The 17,545-nt window shown below is 60.0% G+C and carries 20 protein-coding genes; 12 read left to right on the top strand and 8 right to left on the bottom strand.

Features of this window, described 5'->3' with window-relative positions:
* Nucleotides 1–2 precede the first annotated feature (2 nt).
* Nucleotides 3–785, bottom strand: coding sequence for an aldolase (locus tag ACJRW5_RS23670; protein ID WP_484572929.1), 783 nt, complete (start codon nucleotides 783–785; stop codon nucleotides 3–5).
* Between the two features lie 6 nt (nucleotides 786–791).
* On the bottom strand, nucleotides 792–1,502 hold the full coding sequence (locus ACJRW5_RS23665) for a haloacid dehalogenase type II (RefSeq protein ID WP_484572933.1): 711 nt from the start codon (nucleotides 1,500–1,502) through the stop codon (nucleotides 792–794).
* Between the two features lie 106 nt (nucleotides 1,503–1,608).
* On the opposite strand from ACJRW5_RS23665, the gene ACJRW5_RS23660 reads away from it, so the two are divergent.
* Together ACJRW5_RS23660 and ACJRW5_RS23655 are read left to right on the top strand one after the other, a co-directional pair.
* Nucleotides 1,609–2,463, top strand: coding sequence for a LysR substrate-binding domain-containing protein (locus ACJRW5_RS23660; protein WP_484572928.1), 855 nt, complete (start codon nucleotides 1,609–1,611; stop codon nucleotides 2,461–2,463).
* Between the two features lie 118 nt (nucleotides 2,464–2,581).
* Nucleotides 2,582–4,066, top strand: coding sequence for an FAD-dependent oxidoreductase (locus tag ACJRW5_RS23655; RefSeq protein WP_484572932.1), 1,485 nt, complete (start codon nucleotides 2,582–2,584; stop codon nucleotides 4,064–4,066).
* A 19-nt stretch (nucleotides 4,067–4,085) separates the two neighbouring features.
* Here the strand turns inward: ACJRW5_RS23655 and ACJRW5_RS23650 are convergent, their stop codons facing one another.
* The 3 genes from ACJRW5_RS23650 to ACJRW5_RS23640 form a co-directional block, all read right to left on the bottom strand.
* Nucleotides 4,086–4,511 (bottom strand): PA2169 family four-helix-bundle protein, encoded by a 426-nt coding sequence (locus ACJRW5_RS23650; protein ID WP_484572927.1) that lies wholly within the window; start codon nucleotides 4,509–4,511, stop codon nucleotides 4,086–4,088.
* Nucleotides 4,512–4,613: 102 nt separating this feature from the next.
* A complete protein-coding gene (locus ACJRW5_RS23645; protein ID WP_484572926.1) occupies nucleotides 4,614–5,078 on the bottom strand; it encodes a PA2169 family four-helix-bundle protein in 465 nt (154 codons plus the stop codon).
* Between the two features lie 129 nt (nucleotides 5,079–5,207).
* Entirely contained in the window at nucleotides 5,208–5,759 is a 552-nt protein-coding gene (locus ACJRW5_RS23640) for an ATP-dependent Clp protease proteolytic subunit (RefSeq protein ID WP_484572925.1), read from the bottom strand.
* A 403-nt stretch (nucleotides 5,760–6,162) separates the two neighbouring features.
* Here ACJRW5_RS23640 and ACJRW5_RS23635 point away from each other — a divergent pair, with 403 nt between their 5' ends.
* Complete coding sequence (locus tag ACJRW5_RS23635; RefSeq protein WP_484572924.1) at nucleotides 6,163–6,576, top strand: CopD family protein; 414 nt, start codon at nucleotides 6,163–6,165, stop codon at nucleotides 6,574–6,576.
* Between the two features lie 79 nt (nucleotides 6,577–6,655).
* On the opposite strand, the gene ACJRW5_RS23630 is transcribed toward ACJRW5_RS23635, so the two are convergent.
* On the bottom strand, nucleotides 6,656–7,114 hold the full coding sequence (locus tag ACJRW5_RS23630) for a DUF2231 domain-containing protein (RefSeq protein ID WP_484572923.1): 459 nt from the start codon (nucleotides 7,112–7,114) through the stop codon (nucleotides 6,656–6,658).
* Between the two features lie 147 nt (nucleotides 7,115–7,261).
* Between ACJRW5_RS23630 and coxB the strand changes: the two genes are divergently transcribed.
* From coxB to ACJRW5_RS23590, 8 genes are all read left to right on the top strand, one after another.
* Nucleotides 7,262–8,152, top strand: a complete 891-nt coding sequence (gene coxB / locus ACJRW5_RS23625; RefSeq protein ID WP_484572931.1) for a cytochrome c oxidase subunit II — start codon at nucleotides 7,262–7,264, stop codon at nucleotides 8,150–8,152.
* Nucleotides 8,149–10,680 carry a cytochrome c oxidase subunit I gene (gene ctaD / locus ACJRW5_RS23620; RefSeq protein ID WP_484572922.1) on the top strand — a complete coding sequence of 844 codons (2,532 nt, stop codon included), beginning with the start codon at nucleotides 8,149–8,151 and terminating at the stop codon, nucleotides 10,678–10,680. The genes coxB and ctaD overlap by 4 nt, the downstream gene beginning before the upstream one ends.
* Nucleotides 10,680–11,033: a hypothetical protein gene (locus ACJRW5_RS23615; RefSeq protein ID WP_484572921.1), complete on the top strand. Its 354-nt coding sequence runs from the start codon at nucleotides 10,680–10,682 to the stop codon at nucleotides 11,031–11,033. The genes ctaD and ACJRW5_RS23615 overlap by 1 nt, the downstream gene beginning before the upstream one ends.
* Entirely contained in the window at nucleotides 11,033–11,833 is an 801-nt protein-coding gene (locus ACJRW5_RS23610) for a cytochrome c oxidase assembly protein (protein ID WP_484572930.1), read from the top strand. Before ACJRW5_RS23615 ends, ACJRW5_RS23610 begins: the two co-directional genes overlap by 1 nt.
* Nucleotides 11,834–12,188: 355 nt before the next feature.
* On the top strand, nucleotides 12,189–12,506 hold the full coding sequence (locus ACJRW5_RS23605; protein WP_484572920.1) for a hypothetical protein: 318 nt from the start codon (nucleotides 12,189–12,191) through the stop codon (nucleotides 12,504–12,506).
* Nucleotides 12,507–12,518: 12 nt separating this feature from the next.
* Nucleotides 12,519–12,983 carry a hypothetical protein gene (locus ACJRW5_RS23600; protein ID WP_484572919.1) on the top strand — a complete coding sequence of 155 codons (465 nt, stop codon included), beginning with the start codon at nucleotides 12,519–12,521 and terminating at the stop codon, nucleotides 12,981–12,983.
* Nucleotides 12,984–13,114: 131 nt separating this feature from the next.
* Nucleotides 13,115–13,342, top strand: coding sequence for a PLD nuclease N-terminal domain-containing protein (locus tag ACJRW5_RS23595; protein WP_484572918.1), 228 nt, complete (start codon nucleotides 13,115–13,117; stop codon nucleotides 13,340–13,342).
* Between the two features lie 120 nt (nucleotides 13,343–13,462).
* Nucleotides 13,463–13,792, top strand: a complete 330-nt coding sequence (locus ACJRW5_RS23590) for a four-helix bundle copper-binding protein (RefSeq protein ID WP_484572917.1) — start codon at nucleotides 13,463–13,465, stop codon at nucleotides 13,790–13,792.
* Between the two features lie 207 nt (nucleotides 13,793–13,999).
* Here the strand turns inward: ACJRW5_RS23590 and katE are convergent, their stop codons facing one another.
* The gene (gene katE, locus ACJRW5_RS23585) at nucleotides 14,000–16,138 is read right to left on the bottom strand and encodes a catalase HPII (RefSeq protein WP_484572916.1); all 2,139 of its coding nucleotides are present in this window, start codon (nucleotides 16,136–16,138) and stop codon (nucleotides 14,000–14,002) included.
* Nucleotides 16,139–16,421: 283 nt separating this feature from the next.
* On the opposite strand from katE, the gene ACJRW5_RS23580 reads away from it, so the two are divergent.
* Nucleotides 16,422–16,946, top strand: coding sequence for a DUF4142 domain-containing protein (locus ACJRW5_RS23580; RefSeq protein WP_484572915.1), 525 nt, complete (start codon nucleotides 16,422–16,424; stop codon nucleotides 16,944–16,946).
* A 47-nt stretch (nucleotides 16,947–16,993) separates the two neighbouring features.
* On the opposite strand, the gene ACJRW5_RS23575 is transcribed toward ACJRW5_RS23580, so the two are convergent.
* Nucleotides 16,994–17,476 carry a CinA family protein gene (locus ACJRW5_RS23575; RefSeq protein ID WP_484572914.1) on the bottom strand — a complete coding sequence of 161 codons (483 nt, stop codon included), beginning with the start codon at nucleotides 17,474–17,476 and terminating at the stop codon, nucleotides 16,994–16,996.
* Between the last annotated feature and the right edge of the window lie 69 nt (nucleotides 17,477–17,545).

Here is a 17,545-nt window from a genome sequence, read left to right as displayed (position 1 = left end):
CGTCAGTTCCTGAATTCCGGCGTCGCCTTATCAAGCTGACGCTTGATGCTTTGCAGATGTGCTTGAGCACTGCTTTCCTCATCGACGCGCATTTGTGCTGCAGTGAGACTCGCGATTTCCGGTGCTATTTCTTCCAAGGCAACGCCGCTGCTCATCGCCCGTAGCTGCACCTCGGCGGCACGTTCCAGGTAATAAAGATCGTCCCAGGCCAAGGCGATGCTCGCTGCACTCACCAGCACCCCATGGTTTTTCATGAACAGTACATCGGCGTCTCCCATCGCATCGGCCAGGCGCTGGCCTTCATGCTGGTCGAGCGCCAGGCCATTGAACGACTCGTCAACGGCCACCCGTCCGTAAAATTTCAGCGATGTCTGTCCGGCCCAGCGCAATGGCGGCCCCTCGAGCATGGCCAGTGCCGTGGCGTTTGGCATGTGGGTATGAAAAGCCGCCACTGCGCCCGGCTTGCAGCGATGAAGCTGAGCGTGGATGTGGAACGCCGTGGCTTCTGGCTGCCTGTCGCCCTGCACTACATTGCCGGCGAAATCACAGATCAGCAGGCTGGACGCCGTGATCTCGGCAAAGGCCAGTCCGTACGGGTTGACCAGAAAAAGATCGGAATGACCGGGCACCAGCGCCGAAAAATGATTACAGATACCCTCGGCGAAGCCCAGCTGGGCAGCCATGCGCAGGCAGGCAGCCAGATCGGTCCTCGCCGTCAGAATTTCTGCGCTATCCAGGCCTTCGCGCTGCGAGGCTCGCGCCTTGCTCGTGAACTGATGAGCCATGGAATTTCAGCTCCAGCCGAGTTCATTGAACAAGGTCTTTAGTGCATCGAGCGCCGGCAAGACGGCATCTGGCTGATAATCGTCCAGCGGCTTGCGCTTGGTTCCGCGGTCGATCCAGATGCAGTGAAACCCCATGTTCCGTGCGGCCGCCAGATCAAGATGCGGGCTGGCACATATATGCAGTACCGATGCGCGGTCCACATCCAGTTTTTCGTGAGCGAATTCGAACAGGCGCGGGTCGGGTTTGTATGCCTGGGCCTGCTGCGCGGTGATGACGCGATCAATATGGCCGCCCAGCTGGGCCACATTGCCCGCGATGATGTCGTCATCGCTATTGGAAACGATGCACAGCTTGAAACCCTGCTGCTTCAGCCAGGCAAGGGTTTGAACCACTTCTGGGAACGGCGGCATCTGGCTGATCCGGTCGACGAAGGCCTGAGCCTCGCCGTCTTCGTAACCGACGCCCAGGTCGTGCAGCGTGTTGCGCAAGGCGCGTTCTGAAACCTCGCGAAAACTCAGGAAGCGCTCCTGACGTTGCTGTTCCAGCGCGTGCTCATACTCGTCGTAGATACGGATGAAGTCATCTTCGCGGTCGGCAATGCCCTTAACCTGCAGCAGTGCTCTCACCTGCTCCAGCAAGCCTTCATCCCACTGGATCAACGTGCCATAGCAATCGAAGGTCAGCCATCGGGGTTTTACGAGTTTATCGAGCGACATGTTTGCAAGTTCCTGCTGTAGATGTGCAGTCCATGTTCGCGCCGATGCCGTGAATTTAAAAATTCGATTATGATGAAAACATAATTTGCATATCGAATTAATTGCCATGCTTGATCTTGACCTTCTGCAGACCTTCGTATCCGTCGTCGACGCGGGTGGCTTCACTCGTGCGGGAGAACGTGTCAATCGCACCCAATCCACCGTGAGCCAGCAGATCAGGAAGCTTGAGGAACAGGTCGGGCGCCCTCTCCTGCTTCGCCAGCGTGCGGGCAAATCGGTCCAGCTGACCGAGGATGGCGAACACCTGCTGGGGTATGCCCGGCGCCTGGTGGGCTTGGCCAATGAGGCCAGCGATATGCTTCGCGGCGGTAACATGCGAGGCGTTGTCAGCTTGGGTGTGCCAGAGGACTTCCCTCTGGATCAGTTAATCACCCTGCTGACTCGCTTCAACCAGCGCTTTCCGGACATTCGACTGGATACCCGCAACGGGCTAAGCCGTGATATCGAAGCCCAGCTCCTGGCGCGCGAGCTTGACCTGGCGCTGATCAAACGCAGTGCCGGTGCGGGTCCTGCGCTGGCTGTCTGGCCTGAACAATTGGAGTGGGTTGCCGGGCCTGCGCTGGACCTTCGGCAAAGCCCCCTGCCCCTTGCCGTCTATGGCCAGGGGTGCCTGTACCGCGAGCGCGCCATTCATGCGCTCGAGGCGAGTGGGTATCGTTGGCGCGTAGCCTTTGCTTCGCAGAGCCTGAACAGCATCCAGGCCGCGGTGTCGGCGAATATCGGCGTGAGCCTGCTACCGCACAGCGCGATACGTGACGATCATCGCGTGGTCACCGGCCAACTCGACTTTCTTGCGCCCCCGGCTACCGAGTTGGCGCTGCTCGCGTCGAGCAGGATTCTCACCCATGTACAGCAGAGTCTGGTCGACCATCTGGTAGGCCACATGAGTGCAGTGCACTGACAGCTGCAACCTCCGTCTCGAGCGAGGCACGAAGGCCGCCTACCAGCGGGCAGAAAGGTTGAACCGCACGTGGCGCAGGGCTTTCTACACGGGAACCTACCCCCAAGAGGAAAAGCCCATGAGCGCACTATCCGCGATATCAGGGTGCTGCTGGCCCGATTCCCTGCCTGAGATCGATTTCCCCTCCCTGTCCGGTCATTGCGCTTGCGAGGTCGCGGTTATCGGCGCGGGCATTGCCGGTTTGAGTACGGCATTGGCACTGTGCGAAGCCGGCAAGTCGGTGGTGGTGCTCGAGGCGAGAAAGGTCGGTCGCCAGGTGACAGGACTGTCGACGGCGAAGGTCACTACCCAGCACGGGCTGATCTACCGTGACTTGATCGGCAAGGCCGGACGAGCCACCGCTCAGGCCTACGCCGATGCCAATCGCCAGGCCTTACAGCGCATTGCCGATTGGGTCGAGCAATACGCAATCGACTGCGACTTTCAGCGCCGCTCGGCCTATGTCTATTCCCTGAGCGAAAAACAGGATTCCGCCTTGGTGGGCGAAGCCGAGGCCGCCCGTTCGTTGGGCCTGGAGGCCCGTGTTCAGGCGCGTGCGCCGCTGCCCTTTGCCATCTCCAGTGCGCTGGAATTTCCTCAGCAGGCGCAGTTCAATCCCGCGCGCTATCTTCTGGGCCTGGCGCAAGCGGTACAAGTCCAGGGTGGGCGTATTTTCGAAGGCACCCGGGCGACGGGGTTCGAGCATCAAGAGCGATGGCAAATCGTTTTCGACGGTGGGGTGCTCAGTGCAGAGCAACTGGTCATCGCGACCCATATGCCGGTCACGACGCCCGTCGATTACATCAGCCCCACACAACCCCGCTGCCATGTGGCGATTGCCTTTCGCCCCGACGAAGACGGCGCGCTGGATGGCATGTTCATCTCGGCCGACGAGCCCACTCATTCCATTCGCATGGCGCAGGATCAGAACGGGCCGCTGATCCTGGTGCTCGGCCCGCGCTTCAATACGGGCCAGGACGGGGATGTCGCGCAACGCTTCGTCGAGCTCGAGCAATGGGCTCGGCAGCACTTGCCGGTGCAGGAGGCGGTCTGGCGCTGGTGCAACGAGGACTATGACACGCCAGACCGAATGGCCTACGTGGGCGAACCCGACAGCAAGCAGGCTCCTGGGCTCTACCTCGCCACCGGTTTCAGCGCCTGGGGCATTACCAATGGCACTGCCGCCGGCCTCGGCCTGGCCCGACAGATCGTCAGCGGTAGTTGGCCCTGGGGCAATTTGTTCGACCCCAATCGCAAGGCCGGCGAGGACCTCAATCAGAGTAGCGACAGCCATACCTTGATCGACGACCTGCAGCTGCTGGAACCCGGTCAGGGCGGGGTCATCAGTTGTGGCGACGACGACAAGTTGGCCGTCTGGAGGGATAATCAGGGAGCGCTCCATGCGCTTTCAGCAGCCTGCACGCATATGGGCTGCGCAGTGACCTGGAACAATGCCGATCGCACCTGGGATTGCCCTTGCCACGGTTCGATATTTGAAGCAGATGGACAGGTGAGGCACGGGCCTGCCCATGAACCACTGGCAAAGCGATCACTGCCTGAGTAAAGCGGCGAGTCCAAGGAGTCTACAGCCTGGCGCGAAATTGCCTTTCGAACTCGACGCTGAGGCTGTTGTGCTCCTGCAGTTGTTGACGAAACTCTGCCGACAGTTGTTCGCCCAGTAGTTGCTCAAAACCATGGCGAATCGTTTTTTCAGTGGCCAGTGCCGCGCGCATGCGTACCCTCGCAGAATCGGCAGCCAGCGCCGTTTTCAGACCAAACCATGAGCGTCGCAGAACCCCACTCACACTGGGTTGCTGTGAAGGCATCCCGCCGTAAGCGACAACCTGATTCTGCAGACATGACATCAACGCCACGCACTCCTGCTCCCGCGTGCTGAACAGCCGTTGCTGATCAGCGCTGGCAGCGTTGCTGGCGAGGTGGCGGTAGATAAGGGTCGCGTCATGGCTGGCGACCAGGAGGTGATTGAGCCGGGCAATGGTCTTGTCCAATGTCGGCATGCGTTGCGCCTCCGAACGCTCGTTGACTCGAAACGTGAACACAGTCGCCCGGGTACAGCCGATGCTGCCCCGGGGCGCTGGACGGAGTGACCGTCAGCTCTTGGCGCGCGCGACATCGCGCATCGCGCGGATCTCGTCATGATTGCGCAGTACGCCCTGATACTGACGTTCTACGACGGCGCGAATCTCTGCAGGCATATTCTTGCGCAGGGCCTCACCGTAGTGCTCCTTGGCTACATCCTCGCCGCGCTCTGCCTCGTTGAGAATCGCTTCTTCGTCCTTGCCTGTGACCATCGATTTCAAATCCACCCAACGACGGTGCAGATCGGCGCCGACGCTGGTGCTGTCCTCAGGCTGGCCGCCAAGCTCCAGCACGGTCCGCTGCAACTCCTCTGCGGCATCGGCGCATTGCCGGGCTCGCTGTGAGAACAGCTGCTTCAGATCGGGTCGAGTGACATCTTCGGCGCAGACCTTGAAGCCCGCCTCACCATCCTTGCTGGTTTCGATGAGCTTGTTGAGGGTGCGTACCAGATCTTTGCGATCGTCTGTGGTATCCATGGAATCGCCTCCGCGGCCGGCTTAGCGGCCATTGTGTTGATATGTCCCTCACGGGCCCTACATGGATACGGACGTCCCTGCCGCAGCGATCGTTCAGGTAATTTTCCAGACGGTCGTCCATCTGATGTTTCAGCTATGCACGCACCAGTTCACCGATTCGGTGGGCATTCCCAGGCAATCCTCCCGGTCGATGACGCCGGCAGCCAGCGCCTGCTCCACGTTCAGAATGCGCGGGGCGGACATCAGGCACTCCATCACATTGAGCGGTGCCTCGGCCCCCGCCGTTCGCTCCGCAACGATGCTGGCGTAGAGCTGCAGGTCATAGTCGAGGCTCATGGCGTATTCCGACATCCGCGAGTGGTCGACGGCGCCGTTGACGGTCCAGTGAAAGGGGTGGAAGAGGAACTTGCTGTGCGGACAGGCCGTACGTGTTCCGCCAGCCAGGAAGATGATGTTACCCATCGACTCGACCGTGCCAAGGTTGTGCGTGTTGACCGGGATCGGCAGCGAAATCAGGAAGTTGTACAGGGAGAAACCGTAGCTGCACTCGCCCCCCATGGTGGCGATCTTGATTACCAGCTCATCGGCGCCCTGATGAATGGCCTGGCTGCATTTGTCGATCAACTGGCCGCAGGTATAGGAGTTGATGGGCGCGGTGAAATGCACGACGTGAGTTCTCATGATGCTCTCCTCTGCCACGAAGGTCCTTCATCGGCCCTTCTTGTTCAGTGAGTGAAAAACTCAGCGTGCGGTTTCAATTTTTCTTCTTGTGATGGCCAGTGTTACAGCCCGAGAGGAGAAAAAAACTGAACGCCAATCCAGGCCATGCACTCTGTTCGTAGCAGAGGCTATCTGATCAGCGTTGCGTGATGGGCGCTACAGACGCCCTCGGCAATATCGCTTTTGTGCCCGGAGCCGCCGCACCGTCTCCTCCTTCTCCTTGCGGCGGCTCCTTCTTTTTCCTGCGGCTGTTTCCAGGCGCGCTGCGCAGCCTGGTCGAACTCAGGTCGCAAGGCACAGTCACAACCTCGAGGTTGCTCATCAGGGATATGTGGTCGGAACGAACGGACAGCGGAACGCACTCATGCCACTGCTTAAATTGCTGCACTTCATGGCGCTTATCTGCTGGTGCGGTGCGCTTGTCTATTTGCCTGCGCTGATCGCTGCTGGAGCGCGTGGGCGCGATCCGCTGTTCTATCGCGACCATGCTCATCTGACCCGCATGGTTTTCAATCTGGTCGCCACCCCGGCTGCGTTGCTGGCCATCGGCTCGGGTACCGCGCTGTTTCTGCGTGAATCGATTTTCGATCCCTGGTTGATCGTCAAGCTCTCGACTGTTGCGGGAATGGTTCTCTGTCACGCCCTTTGTGGCGTGATGATTCTGCGCGTCGAACGGGTCGCCGAGCCCAAGCTGCGCCGTGACTGCCTGCTGATCGGCTTGCTGGTGACCGTCCTGATCGGTGCCACGCTCTGGTTGGTGCTAGCCAAACCCTTCTGACCCCGGAGAACCTGTGAACATGGCCGACCTGCCCTGCTCTCCCTACCCTCCAGTAGCTGGCAAGCCAGGTTCGACTCGTTCATCGCGTATCGACACCCACGCCGTGCTCGTAAACCAGGCGTCCGCCGAGATAGGCCGCCAGACCGATCAAGGCAGCGGTCAGCAGCGACAGGTACAGCCACCAGCGCTCCATGCCCTGATCCGGCCCGGCGTAACGCAGCAACCAGTTCAGCGATGCCAGCGAGAGCATCATCACGGCGATGATGGCGTGGCACCAGGCGGTTATCTTGCGCCGAATGCTCGATACCGTGAGCAGATCGACCAGACCGGCCAGGCTGGCTACCCAGCCACCGAACGCCCCTACCCCGGCCAGCCACAGACTGGCACGCGCCCAGAATGGATCGGCCACCAGCAGATAGGCGATGTCGGTGGCCACCAGCCCGAGCAGAGCGGCCACTGGAAAGTGGATCATCATCGGATGCAATGGGTGCCCGGCAATGGCGGCGCGGCTGACGATGACTTCCTTTATTTCGGCCATTCTGGCCTCCCTGGACAGGTGGATGCTGATGCGAAGGACAGACGTCGCTGGCTGATGTCCTCTTTCAAGTTGACCACACTGGTGCTGGCAGTTCCGTTGCTCGCTGCCTGTGAGGGGCCGCAGTCGACACTTGACCCGGCCGGCCCCATGGCCCGTGAAGTAGCCATGCTGTGGTGGGCGATGTGTGCGTTCGCCACGCTGGTGCTGCTGGTGGTAACGGGCCTGTGGATACACGCCATGCGCCGTGAACATCGGGAAATCGACCCGGCGCGTGCGCGCCGCGTGACGCTGCGCTGGCTGGTCGGTGGTGGCTTGCTGTTGCCAACCCTGAGCATCGTGGCGTTACTGCTGTTCGGCGTTCCCATCGGTCATCGCATGCTGCCGCTTCCGCTGAGCGGCGAGCAACCGCTGCGTATCGAGGTGACCGGTCATCAATGGTGGTGGCAGGTGTACTACCCGCAAAGTGGTGTGATTACCGCCAATGAACTGCACCTGCCGGTCGGACGCCCCGTGGACCTGGACGTGACCAGCGCCGATGTTATCCATTCCTTCTGGGTGCCTCGTCTCGGCGGCAAGATCGACATGATTCCCGGGCGCCACAACCGCATTCGCCTGCGAGCCGATCATGCCGGAGCCTATCGCGGGCAGTGCTCGGAGTTCTGCGGTTCGCAACACAGTCACATGATTCTCAACGTGCAGGCCCACGACGAAGATGACTTCGCAGCATGGCTGCAAGCACGCAGTGGAAAGCAGGTTGCGGCCCTGCCCGGCCCCGCGGGCGAAACCTTCAGCGCACGCTGCGGCCAGTGTCATCGCGTTGCAGGTGTGAGCGATGCTGAGCGTGGCCCCGATCTGACCCATGTTGCGGCTCGCAGCACCCTGGGCGCCGGAGTTATGGCCAACGAGCCCGGCGCCCTGCTGCGCTGGCTGCACGAGCATCAGCGTTTGAAGCCCGGCAATGCCATGCCGCGTCACGACGACATCGACCCTGACCACCTAAGTGCCATCGCCGACTGGCTGGAGACCCTGCATCCGTGAGCAATTCATCCACCGATCCAGTGGCCGACCCCGGGCAACTGCATGACCGCTTCAACGAAGTCTGGGGCAACCCGCGCGGCTGGAAGTCGCTGACCATCGTCAACCACACCACGGTTGGCATTCGTTTCATGCTTACCGGGCTGGGGTTCTTTCTGTTCGGTGGACTGCTGGCGATGCTGGTGCGCACGCAGCTGGCGTTGCCGGGCTACGACTTTCTCGAGCCGGACGTCTACAATCAGGTTTTCACCATGCACGGCACGGTGATGATGTTCCTCTTTGCCGTCCCGATGATGGAGGGCCTGGCGGTCTACCTCATCCCGAAGATGCTCGGCGCGCGTGACTTGGTGTTTCCCAGGCTTTCGGCTCTGGGTTACTGGTGCTACCTGTTCGGCGGGCTGATCCTCTGCGCCAGTCTGCTACTGGGTATTGCTCCCAAGGCTGGCTGGTTCATGTACACACCGCTGTCCAGCAGCGCGCATACGCCCGGACCGAATTCCGATTTCTGGTTGATCGGCATCACCTTCGTGGAAATTTCTGCGGTGTCGGCCGGGGTCGAACTGGTGGTTTCGATCCTGCGAACACGCGCCGAGGGCATGGCGCTACACCGTATGCCCGTGTACGGCTGGTACATCCTAGTGATGGCGATGATGATCGTGGTCGGTTTTCCGCCGCTGATTCTCGGCAGCATCCTGCTAGAGCTGGAGCGCGCCGCTGGCCTGCCGTTCTTCGACGTGACGCGCGGCGGCGACCCGATTCTCTGGCAGCACCTGTTCTGGCTGTTCGGTCACCCCGAGGTCTACATCATCTTCCTGCCAGCAGCGGGGATCGTCTCCACCCTGCTTCCGGTGTTCTGCCAGCGCCCGCTGGTGGGCTATCGCTGGGTCGTGCTGGCCATTCTGACCACAGGTTTCATCAGCTTCGGTCTGTGGGTACACCACATGTTCACCGTGGGCATTCCGCAACTGGCACAAGCCTTCTTCTCCGCGGCGAGCATGCTGGTGGCGATTCCTACCGCAATCCAGGTGTTTGCCTGGCTCGCCACCCTCTGGCTTGGCAGGCCGAGCTACCACGTGCCGATGTTGTGGCTGGTGGGTTTTCTGGTGATCTTCGTTTGTGGTGGCCTGACCGGCGTCATGCTGGCACTGGTGCCCTTCGATTGGCAGGTGCATGACACTCATTTCGTTGTCGCACACATGCATTACGTGCTGGTGGGCGGCATGTTCTTCCCGTTGTTGGCGGGTATTTATTACTGGTTGCCACATTTCTCCGGGCGCATGCCGTCGGTACGGCTGGGTAAGTGGGGCTTCTGGCTGGTGTTCGTCGGCTTCAACCTGACGTTCCTGATCATGCACTGGACCGGCCTGATGGGCATGCCGCGGCGAATCTACACCTACCAGAGCGGCCTTGGCTGGGATCTGCCCAACCTGATTTCCTCGGTCGGCAGTTTCATCATGGCCATCGGTATCGCCACGGTGCTGCTGGATATCGTCCTGCATTTTCGCTTCGGCCAGGCAGCAACCAGCAATCCATGGAAAGCCGATACCCTCGAATGGAGCACGCATCTGCCGCCCAGCCCTTATAACTTCGTGAGTCTGCCGCCCGTGCGCACTCGTCATCCTCTTTGGGAACAACCTGACCTGGGTGAGCGCATCGACCGGGGCGAGTTCGCCTTGACCGTGATTGACCATGGTCGGCGAGAAACCTGGGGCATCGAGCCGTTGACCGGCAAAGTACGCGAGATCATTCATCTGCCTGGCAATAGCTGGCTACCCTTCGCAGCCGCCGTCTTCATCGCCATTACCTGCCTGGGCTTGCTGAGCAAGTTCTACTGGGTCGCATTGGTGGCCAGCATTGTCGCCGTACTGGTGCTGTTGCGTTGGAGCTGGGAGAACGGCGCGCACCCACTGGCAGCGCCCGATGCCCGCGTCCAACCCGGCGAACCGCCCTTGCACTCGCGTACATGCGACGGGCCTGGGTTATGGGGCATGGGCGTGACCTTGCTGGCCAATGGTGCGCTGTACCTGTCGTTGCTGTTCGGCTGGTTCTACCTGTGGACGGTATCGCCAAACTGGCAGGTGCCGGATGCCCCTGTAGTCGATCAGTGGCTGATCCTGGGCAGTGCCGTGCTGCTCAGCTTCGCCGTTCTCTGCCAGCGCCCCGCGCTGCGCCGCCTGCGCAAAGGTCAGGGCAAGCCGGCGACACTGCTTGGTTGCTTTGCCGGCGTGGCAATGCTCGGCGCACTGCATGCGGGGTTGCTGCTGTGGGCGCTGCTGACCGGCGATCTGGCCCCACGCAACAACGCGCATGACGCGGTGATCACCGTGATGCTGGTGTACAGCCTGGTGCATGGCGTGCTGGCCTCCATCCTCAGTGGCCTGCAAGCCCTGCGTGTGCGCTATGGCTATGTGTGCAAGCGCACGCCTTACGAGCCTCTGGTGGTCGAGCAGCTCTGGCGATACAGCATGGCCGTGATGTGGATTACCTACTGCAGCGTGGTGCTGTTCCCGCCTACCTTCGGAGGTGCCTGATGCAACCGCTGAGATCGCCTTACAACCCGATTCATATTCCGCTCGGGCTGGTGCTCTGGAGTGTCTGGTTTATCGCGGCCTATGGCGGTCTTTCCGTGGCATGCGCCTGGGCACCGCCAGATCCTGCGCAAGGCCCCTGGACGCTACTGAACCTGCTGCTGGCGTTGCTCAGCGTGCTGACTGTGGCGGCGCTGCTTGGCTTGGCGTGGCTGTTCCGGGGCGCTGCCAGACGTGCGCAGGCAACATGCGCGCCGGGTTTCGTCGCCTGGCTGGCCGCTGCCGTGCACCTGATCGGCGCGGTTGCCACCGTATTCGTTGCCTTGCCCATCCTGAGCCTGCCGCCATGCATCTGATGCCCTTGCTTCTCCTGGCCCTGCCGGGCAATGCAACGGCCCACGGCCTGCTCGATGGCCACCTGCAGTTGAACGAACGCCTGCCGCTGTTTTTCAGCGCCCTGCTACTCGGTGCGGCCTGGGTGCTCTACATATTGGGATGCCGCCACGTGCGTCCCCACGGGCGAGAAGCCTGGTGGATGCACCTAGCGATGATCATCGCCGTATTTGCCGTGTTCGGCCCCATCGATGACTGGGCCGAAACCAGCACCAGCCTGCACATGGTCCAGCACATGCTGTTCATGATCGTTATTGCGCCGCTGTGGGCGCTGGCCCGGCCACTGCCGCAGTGGCGCTCGATGATTGCCGGCTGGATGGTGCCGCTGTCCAGCGCCATCTTGCGCCTTGGCCGTTATCCCGTGGCATTGGCCATGTTGCACGGCGCGATGATCTGGATCTGGCACACCCCGAGCCTTTACCGGCTGGCACTGGACAATACCTGGTGGCATGCCGTGGAACATGCCTGTTTTCTCTTGAGTGCCTGGCTGTTCTGGTGGTCCTGTTTGCGTGCCAGCCCCCGTCAGGTACCTCATGCATTGATGGCCATTCTCCTGACGCTGATGCATACCGGCCTGCTGGGCGCCCTCCTCACGTTCGGCAAGGCACCTTTCTATGGCGACTCGCGTGATCTCGCCGACCAGCAACTGGCCGGCCTGTTGATGTGGGTGCCTGGCAGTCTGGTCTACCTTGCCGCTGCTGGCTGGATCAGTTGGCGTTGGTTGACGCGCATCTGGCGGCGGCAGAGGTCAGCAGAAGCCTGATCGAGCGACATATTCAGGAGTCGAGCGGGTTCGCCGCCTTGTATAACTCTTATATAAGTTTATTGATTTATTGTCGGTTAATTGAGCGAAAACGGCCGCGCAAGGATTCAATTCATTTTCCGTCAAAGTGAAGCTGTTCTCGTTTTCTTATGCGCAACGCATTGTTCGCGAACAATAAATTCACCAAGGCTCTTATTTTCAGGATTTTGATTAGCAAAGAGAGCCATCGGCTTTAAATTTACGTACAGCTTACGTAGATGATGTCACTTTGACTTTTCTTTCTACTATTCGTCCTGATCTTTGGTTCTCAGTCAATATGCCGCTACTTTCCATGGGTGTCCTAAAGGAGAACCCCATGAAACACGACTTGGAAAATATCAGAGCAGAACTGTCCCATTACGACGTCGATATGGAGTCGCGACCGGATGGCAGTATTCTTCTGACGGTGGGCAATAATGGGCGGCAGTTGGTACGTGTCCTTGATGAAAGTTGTTCAGCCCAGGAAGTGGTCCGGTTGATTCATTTCGACATGACCCTGGACCGTGACCCCGAGTCTATCAACGAGGCCGTCAAACACAGTTGCAGCACGCAATTGCCCACCTATTCACGCGAGCCTATTTTCCGCACGCGCTGTGCCCGCTTATGGAACAGCAGAAAACTCACTGACAGATAGGGAGATACAGACGTGCCCAGACGCCATCATCCGGCAATAAGCGAGCACAGGCTCGACACCCTCCTTGGGCGTATCGGCAGACACATGCCCTACCGCCACGAATTCCTTTGTGAATGGCCGTACATAGCGGGATCGACCTGCCTGGTAGTACTACTGGTCTGGCAGCCATTCCAACCACCAGCGCTGGCGCTGGTTTTTCATCCACAAGCGGATTCTGCTGAGCATTTCGTACAACCTTCGCTGAGCGAGATCGATGCCAGCTGTTATCAGGTGAACAGCGAGGCGCTGGCCGATCTTCGCTGCCACGGCGATTGCGCTGAAGACCAGGCAGCCTCCGTACCGGCCGAAAACCCCTCCGAGTTCAGCCGTTCGCTACTGACCTGCGTAGACATGCAACGGGACCCGTTGCGCAACAGCAGCGGCTACGGACCACAGAACATGACCATAGAAGTGATCAAGTCGAATCACTCCTTCTAACTACTCGCAACATTTGTCGGCCTCTATCCAGGCCGTTCCTGCCTTGAATGCTACCTCGCATTGAGATTGTTTGATCGAGTGACTGCAGTCGCTGTCGACATGCTTACAACTGTCATTCCAGGAGAATGAGCATGCCGGACTCAGTCATTTATTTCTCAATTATTGCTGCCGCGGTTATTGCCCTTGTGCAATTGTGGGCAATCGTCAGCGTCTTTCGTAGTGACAAAAGTGTCGGAACCAAAACACTCTGGGCGCTGCTTATCTGGATGGTTCCGATTATTGGCTTGATCATCTGGGGAGTTGCCGGCCCGCGTGGTTATGGTGGCCGAGCCCCCAGTTCACCTGAACACAGTAAATAACCAACATATTCTGCTTGATTAGCAAGTACTTAACGGATGCGGTCTTACCAGCCAAACAACCGTAACTGTTTATTGACTCGCCCCTATTCATTTGCACGACTTATACAAGGAGGCATCAAAATGACAGAGCCGTACAATTATCTTGATCACATTACTGCATACAGCAGTTGCGCGAATGCTTGTGAACAATGCGCGTCAGCCTGTTTGCAGGAAGGAATTGCGGACCGCTTTCGATGCATCGAGTTGTGCCGCGACTGTGCGGACCTGTGCAGGATGACGGCTACGCTGATGTTGCGAAACAGCGACTATGTGTCGGTGGCCAGCCAGTTATGTCGAATCGCCTGCCTGGCCTGTGCCGAGGAGTGTGTACTGCATGACAGCGAGCACTGCCAGGAGTGCGCACGTACCTGCCAGGTATGCGCAGAAGAGCCTTTGCTGGAGAGTGCCTGAGCAATGTGCCCTGACAAGCCAGAGGTGAAGACTTCCAGACGCCGGCGGCGTGAGTCGCTGCTGGACGATCCAGGTAACGAGGACCCAGGCTCACAGCTGGATGCGCCGGTACCTTTGCGTCCTTCAACCCACAGGTCGCCGCAAACGCAGCCACAACCTCATGATGATGACGCCGAGCCACGCTAGCGCACGTGGCTCGGCGTCAGTTCAGGCTGGGATACGCTTGGCGCGCATTTCCCGGGCCCAGATGCGATGCTGTTTCAATGCATTTTCGAAGCGCATGTACAGCGGATCGAAGCTATCGCCGCAGACCAGCCCCTCGTCCTCATCCAAGCCCAGCATGGCAACGAGCTGAGCGGCGTCACCACTGAGCGCGATGGGTTTCAGATGTTTGTAGGCTTCCAGCAGATAATGCATGGCCACGCCATCGTCCTTCAGCGTCTTGATCACATGATCACCGCCAGGAACGAACACAGCATCCACGGTAATGGAAGGTTCCGATGCGAAGCTGCCGTCCGGCTGCATGACCTGGCCGTCGGAGTTCTTCAGTGCCGCAGGCGTCGGTGCCAGCAGTTTGGCCACGGCGCCAGCGCCTTCCAGGCTCTTGAGCAGGCTGCCGACTTCGTCGGCCTTGTAACCTGGGGTAAGCAATATGGCGACGCGCCGGCCACGAATGTCGTCCGGCAGTAGATTCATCTGGCTGAGAGCCGGTGACTCCTCGGGTTTATCCTGCATTTTCGGGGTGGCGGTGCTGTCCAGGTCGATACCGAGGTTTTCCGCGACGCGCAGGGCCAGCAGTGGGTCGATATGGGCCAGGATTTCCTTCACCTGCCGCTCGCGAATGAACAGACGCTCGACTTTCGACAGTTCGAAGCTGTAGGCATCGACGATGTGCTGCTGTTCGGCTTCGCTCATGCTTCGCCAGAACAGCGTGGCCTGGGAAAAATGATCGGCAAAACTGGCGGAGCGAACCCGCACCTTGTGCCCCTGCAGTGGCTCCGGATAGGAGCGATAACCACCGCCCTCGGCCGCTGGCGGCGTTTCCCGCGGCCAGTTGCCGTCGATCGAGTTGGGCTCGTAGGAGGCTCGCCCCTTGTTTATCTGCTGACGATGCGGCGCATCGCGCTGGTTATTGTGGAACGGACACAGCGGCCGGTTGATCGGAATCTCGTTGAAATTGGGCCCGCCCAGGCGCAGCAACTGGGTGTCGGTATAGGAGAACAGGCGCCCTTGCAGCAGCGGGTCGTTGCTGAAGTCGATGCCCGGCACCACGTGACCAACGTGAAACGCTGCCTGTTCCGTCTCAGCGAAGAAGTTGTCGGGGTTGCGGTCGAGCACCATACGCCCGACCACCCTGACCGGCACCAGCTCCTCGGGCACCAGCTTGGTCGGGTCGAGCAGATCGAAACCGAAGCGCAACGCGTCCTCTTCGTCCATCACCTGCAGCGCGAGCTCCCACTCGGGATATAGCCCTCTTTCGATGTCCTCCCACAGCCCGCGTCGATGAAAGTCCGGGTCCTTGCCGGCGAGCTTCTGTGCCTCGTCCCAGACCAGGGAGCAGACCCCGGCCTTGGGTCGCCAGTGAAACTTCACCAGCTTGCTTCGCCCCTCGCCGTCGACCAGGCGATAGCTGTGCACCCCGAAGCCCTGCATCGAGCGATAGGCGATAGGGATGGCGCGGTCCGACATGACCCAGAGCACCATATGCGCCGATTCCGGCGTCAGCGATACGAAGTCCCAGAAGGTGTCGTGGGCGGAAGCGCCGGTGGGCATCTCGTTGTGCGGTTCAGGTTTGACCGCGTGAACGAAGTCAGGAAACTTGATCGCATCCTGGATGAAGAACACCGGCATGTTGTTGCCGACCAGATCGAAATTGCCTTCGTCGGTGTAGAACTTCACGGCAAAACCGCGTACGTCACGCACCGTGTCCGCCGAGCCGCGAGGCCCCTGCACCGTGGAAAAGCGCACGAATACAGGGGTGCGCTTGCCCTCTTCGGCGAGGAATGACGCACAGGTCAGATCCTTCGCCGCAGCGGTGACTTCGAAGTAGCCGTGGGCGGCAGCGCCACGGGCATGCACCACGCGTTCGGGAATGCGCTCATGATCGAAGTGGGTGATCTTCTCGCGCATGATGAAATCTTCCATCAGCGTCGGCCCACGTTCACCGCCGCGCAAGCTGTTCTGGTTGTCCGCGATGCGAGTCCCGGTATTGGTAGTCAGCGCCTGGCCGCTGGCGTCTTCACGAAAGCGCTCGAGCTGATCGAGTTTGGCGTTACGGTTGGCCCGGTCGCGGGTCTCTGTACCTGCCATCTGGCTTGGCTCGGTGGGTCTGTCTGGCTTGCTCATCGGCTACTCCTGGCTATTGAGAGTACGCTTGCCCGCGCACTGTTTTGTCCGCTGGACCATGGCTTTCGCATGGCATCCACCCGGGCGACGGCAACGGTCGCTATGGGTAGTTTTTGAGGCGGCTCGCCGGGGTTATGTTCGACTTGAATTTTTCTGGCAGCGCTCCGGGGGGCGCGCCGCTGCGCTTGTTTCTGTGCGGTAACGTCTGGGCAAATTTGTCCTGAACTTCCCCCGTCCACGACCCTTCTACCCCTGTGAACGCACAATCCCAGGAGGATCGAACATGCACCTACTCAAACCACTGGCCTGGTTGGCCGCCGCCGCTTTTGCCGTTTGCGCTGTCAGCAGCTTGCACGCCGCAGACGAGATGGAGCCGATCAGCACCGAGGAGTTCGTCGAAGAGGCATCAGCGAAGGGCATCGCCGAGATCGAAACCGCCAAGCTGGCGCTGGAGACCTCACGAGATCAGCAGATCAAGGACTTCGCCCAGCAGATGATCGATGATCACCGCAGCGCTAATCAGAAACTGAAAGAACTGGCCAACAGCAAGGACCTGGAGGTTTCCGACGATGCGGAGCTGATAAGCCAGGCCAAGGCCATGGTGCTCGACCTGCGAGACGAGGACAGTTTCGACAAGGCCTACATGAACAACCAGGAAGTGGCCCACCGCCAGACCATCGAACTGTTCCGCCGCGGTGTGAATGTCGATGACGCGGAGATTGCCAAGTTCGCCCGCGAAACCCTGCCCAAGCTGGAGAAACATCTACAGCGCGCCGAGCAGATCAACGGCAAGTTGCCGGAGCAGTAATCGGCCAGATTGCCGGGCTGCACGGCAGTCCGGCAATTCCTTCTGTCTCAGTTCCGGCGCAGACGCTCAAGGTAGTAAGGCAAGTGCTGCAAGGCATGACGCGCGGCCGCCACTCTCACCTGGTTACGGCTGCCTGTGAACTGCACGGTTTCACTGACGACCCCCTCATTCAGGCCGAGGCGTATCGCGCAGGCAAAGCACTGCACCCCGTCCATCTTGCCCTCCGCCTCTGCCAGGCCCGTATTGGCCAGCGCGATATCCGCGTCGCTGCGCTCTAGCGCGCCAAGGGCCATTTCCCGTGCCACCTCTTCGCTGGTGAGGCCAAAACGCTCCATGGTCAGCGAACTGACGCCCAGGGAACGCTGCTTGGCCTGTGGCGAATAGGTGACGAAGGCGCAGTCGAGCACCTGACCGCTACCGGAAATCTCTGCCACTAGCGAGCTCATCAGCCCAGCGGTACAGGATTCAGCGGTTGTCAGGCTCAGTTCGGACTGGCGAAGAAAGTTCACCACCTGCTTGACGCTGTCCATCCAGAGAGCCTCCTGAAGAGAACGAATAGGTGCTCTGTGGAAGCGCAGTTACGGGGCAAAGTTCAAGGT

Source organism: Pseudomonas pichavaramensis (assembly GCF_050473265.1).
Taxonomy (GTDB): Bacteria; Pseudomonadota; Gammaproteobacteria; order Pseudomonadales; family Pseudomonadaceae; genus Aquipseudomonas.
The sequence above is the reverse complement of the archived record's forward strand: the minus strand, read 5'-3'. Positions and strand labels throughout refer to the sequence as shown.

What these genes read in the sequence shown, in the direction of transcription:
- ACJRW5_RS23645 (WP_484572926.1), bottom strand. Translation starts at nt 5,078, where the DNA reads ATGGATACCACAGACGATCGCAAAGATCTGGTACGCACCCTCAACAAG.
- ACJRW5_RS23630 (WP_484572923.1), bottom strand. Translation starts at nt 7,114, where the DNA reads ATGGCCGAAATAAAGGAAGTCATCGTCAGCCGCGCCGCCATTGCCGGG.
- ACJRW5_RS23610 (WP_484572930.1), top strand. Translation starts at nt 11,033, where the DNA reads ATGCCCTTGCTTCTCCTGGCCCTGCCGGGCAATGCAACGGCCCACGGC.
- coxB (WP_484572931.1), top strand. Translation starts at nt 7,262, where the DNA reads ATGGCCCGTGAAGTAGCCATGCTGTGGTGGGCGATGTGTGCGTTCGCC.
- ACJRW5_RS23615 (WP_484572921.1), top strand. Translation starts at nt 10,680, where the DNA reads ATGCAACCGCTGAGATCGCCTTACAACCCGATTCATATTCCGCTCGGG.
- ACJRW5_RS23640 (WP_484572925.1), bottom strand. Translation starts at nt 5,759, where the DNA reads ATGAGAACTCACGTCGTGCATTTCACCGCGCCCATCAACTCCTATACC.
- ACJRW5_RS23575 (WP_484572914.1), bottom strand. Translation starts at nt 17,476, where the DNA reads ATGGACAGCGTCAAGCAGGTGGTGAACTTTCTTCGCCAGTCCGAACTG.
- ACJRW5_RS23580 (WP_484572915.1), top strand. Translation starts at nt 16,422, where the DNA reads ATGCACCTACTCAAACCACTGGCCTGGTTGGCCGCCGCCGCTTTTGCC.
- ACJRW5_RS23605 (WP_484572920.1), top strand. Translation starts at nt 12,189, where the DNA reads ATGAAACACGACTTGGAAAATATCAGAGCAGAACTGTCCCATTACGAC.
- ACJRW5_RS23635 (WP_484572924.1), top strand. Translation starts at nt 6,163, where the DNA reads ATGCCACTGCTTAAATTGCTGCACTTCATGGCGCTTATCTGCTGGTGC.
- ACJRW5_RS23670 (WP_484572929.1), bottom strand. Translation starts at nt 785, where the DNA reads ATGGCTCATCAGTTCACGAGCAAGGCGCGAGCCTCGCAGCGCGAAGGC.
- ACJRW5_RS23660 (WP_484572928.1), top strand. Translation starts at nt 1,609, where the DNA reads ATGCTTGATCTTGACCTTCTGCAGACCTTCGTATCCGTCGTCGACGCG.
- katE (WP_484572916.1), bottom strand. Translation starts at nt 16,138, where the DNA reads ATGAGCAAGCCAGACAGACCCACCGAGCCAAGCCAGATGGCAGGTACA.
- ACJRW5_RS23655 (WP_484572932.1), top strand. Translation starts at nt 2,582, where the DNA reads ATGAGCGCACTATCCGCGATATCAGGGTGCTGCTGGCCCGATTCCCTG.
- ACJRW5_RS23665 (WP_484572933.1), bottom strand. Translation starts at nt 1,502, where the DNA reads ATGTCGCTCGATAAACTCGTAAAACCCCGATGGCTGACCTTCGATTGC.
- ACJRW5_RS23595 (WP_484572918.1), top strand. Translation starts at nt 13,115, where the DNA reads ATGCCGGACTCAGTCATTTATTTCTCAATTATTGCTGCCGCGGTTATT.
- ACJRW5_RS23590 (WP_484572917.1), top strand. Translation starts at nt 13,463, where the DNA reads ATGACAGAGCCGTACAATTATCTTGATCACATTACTGCATACAGCAGT.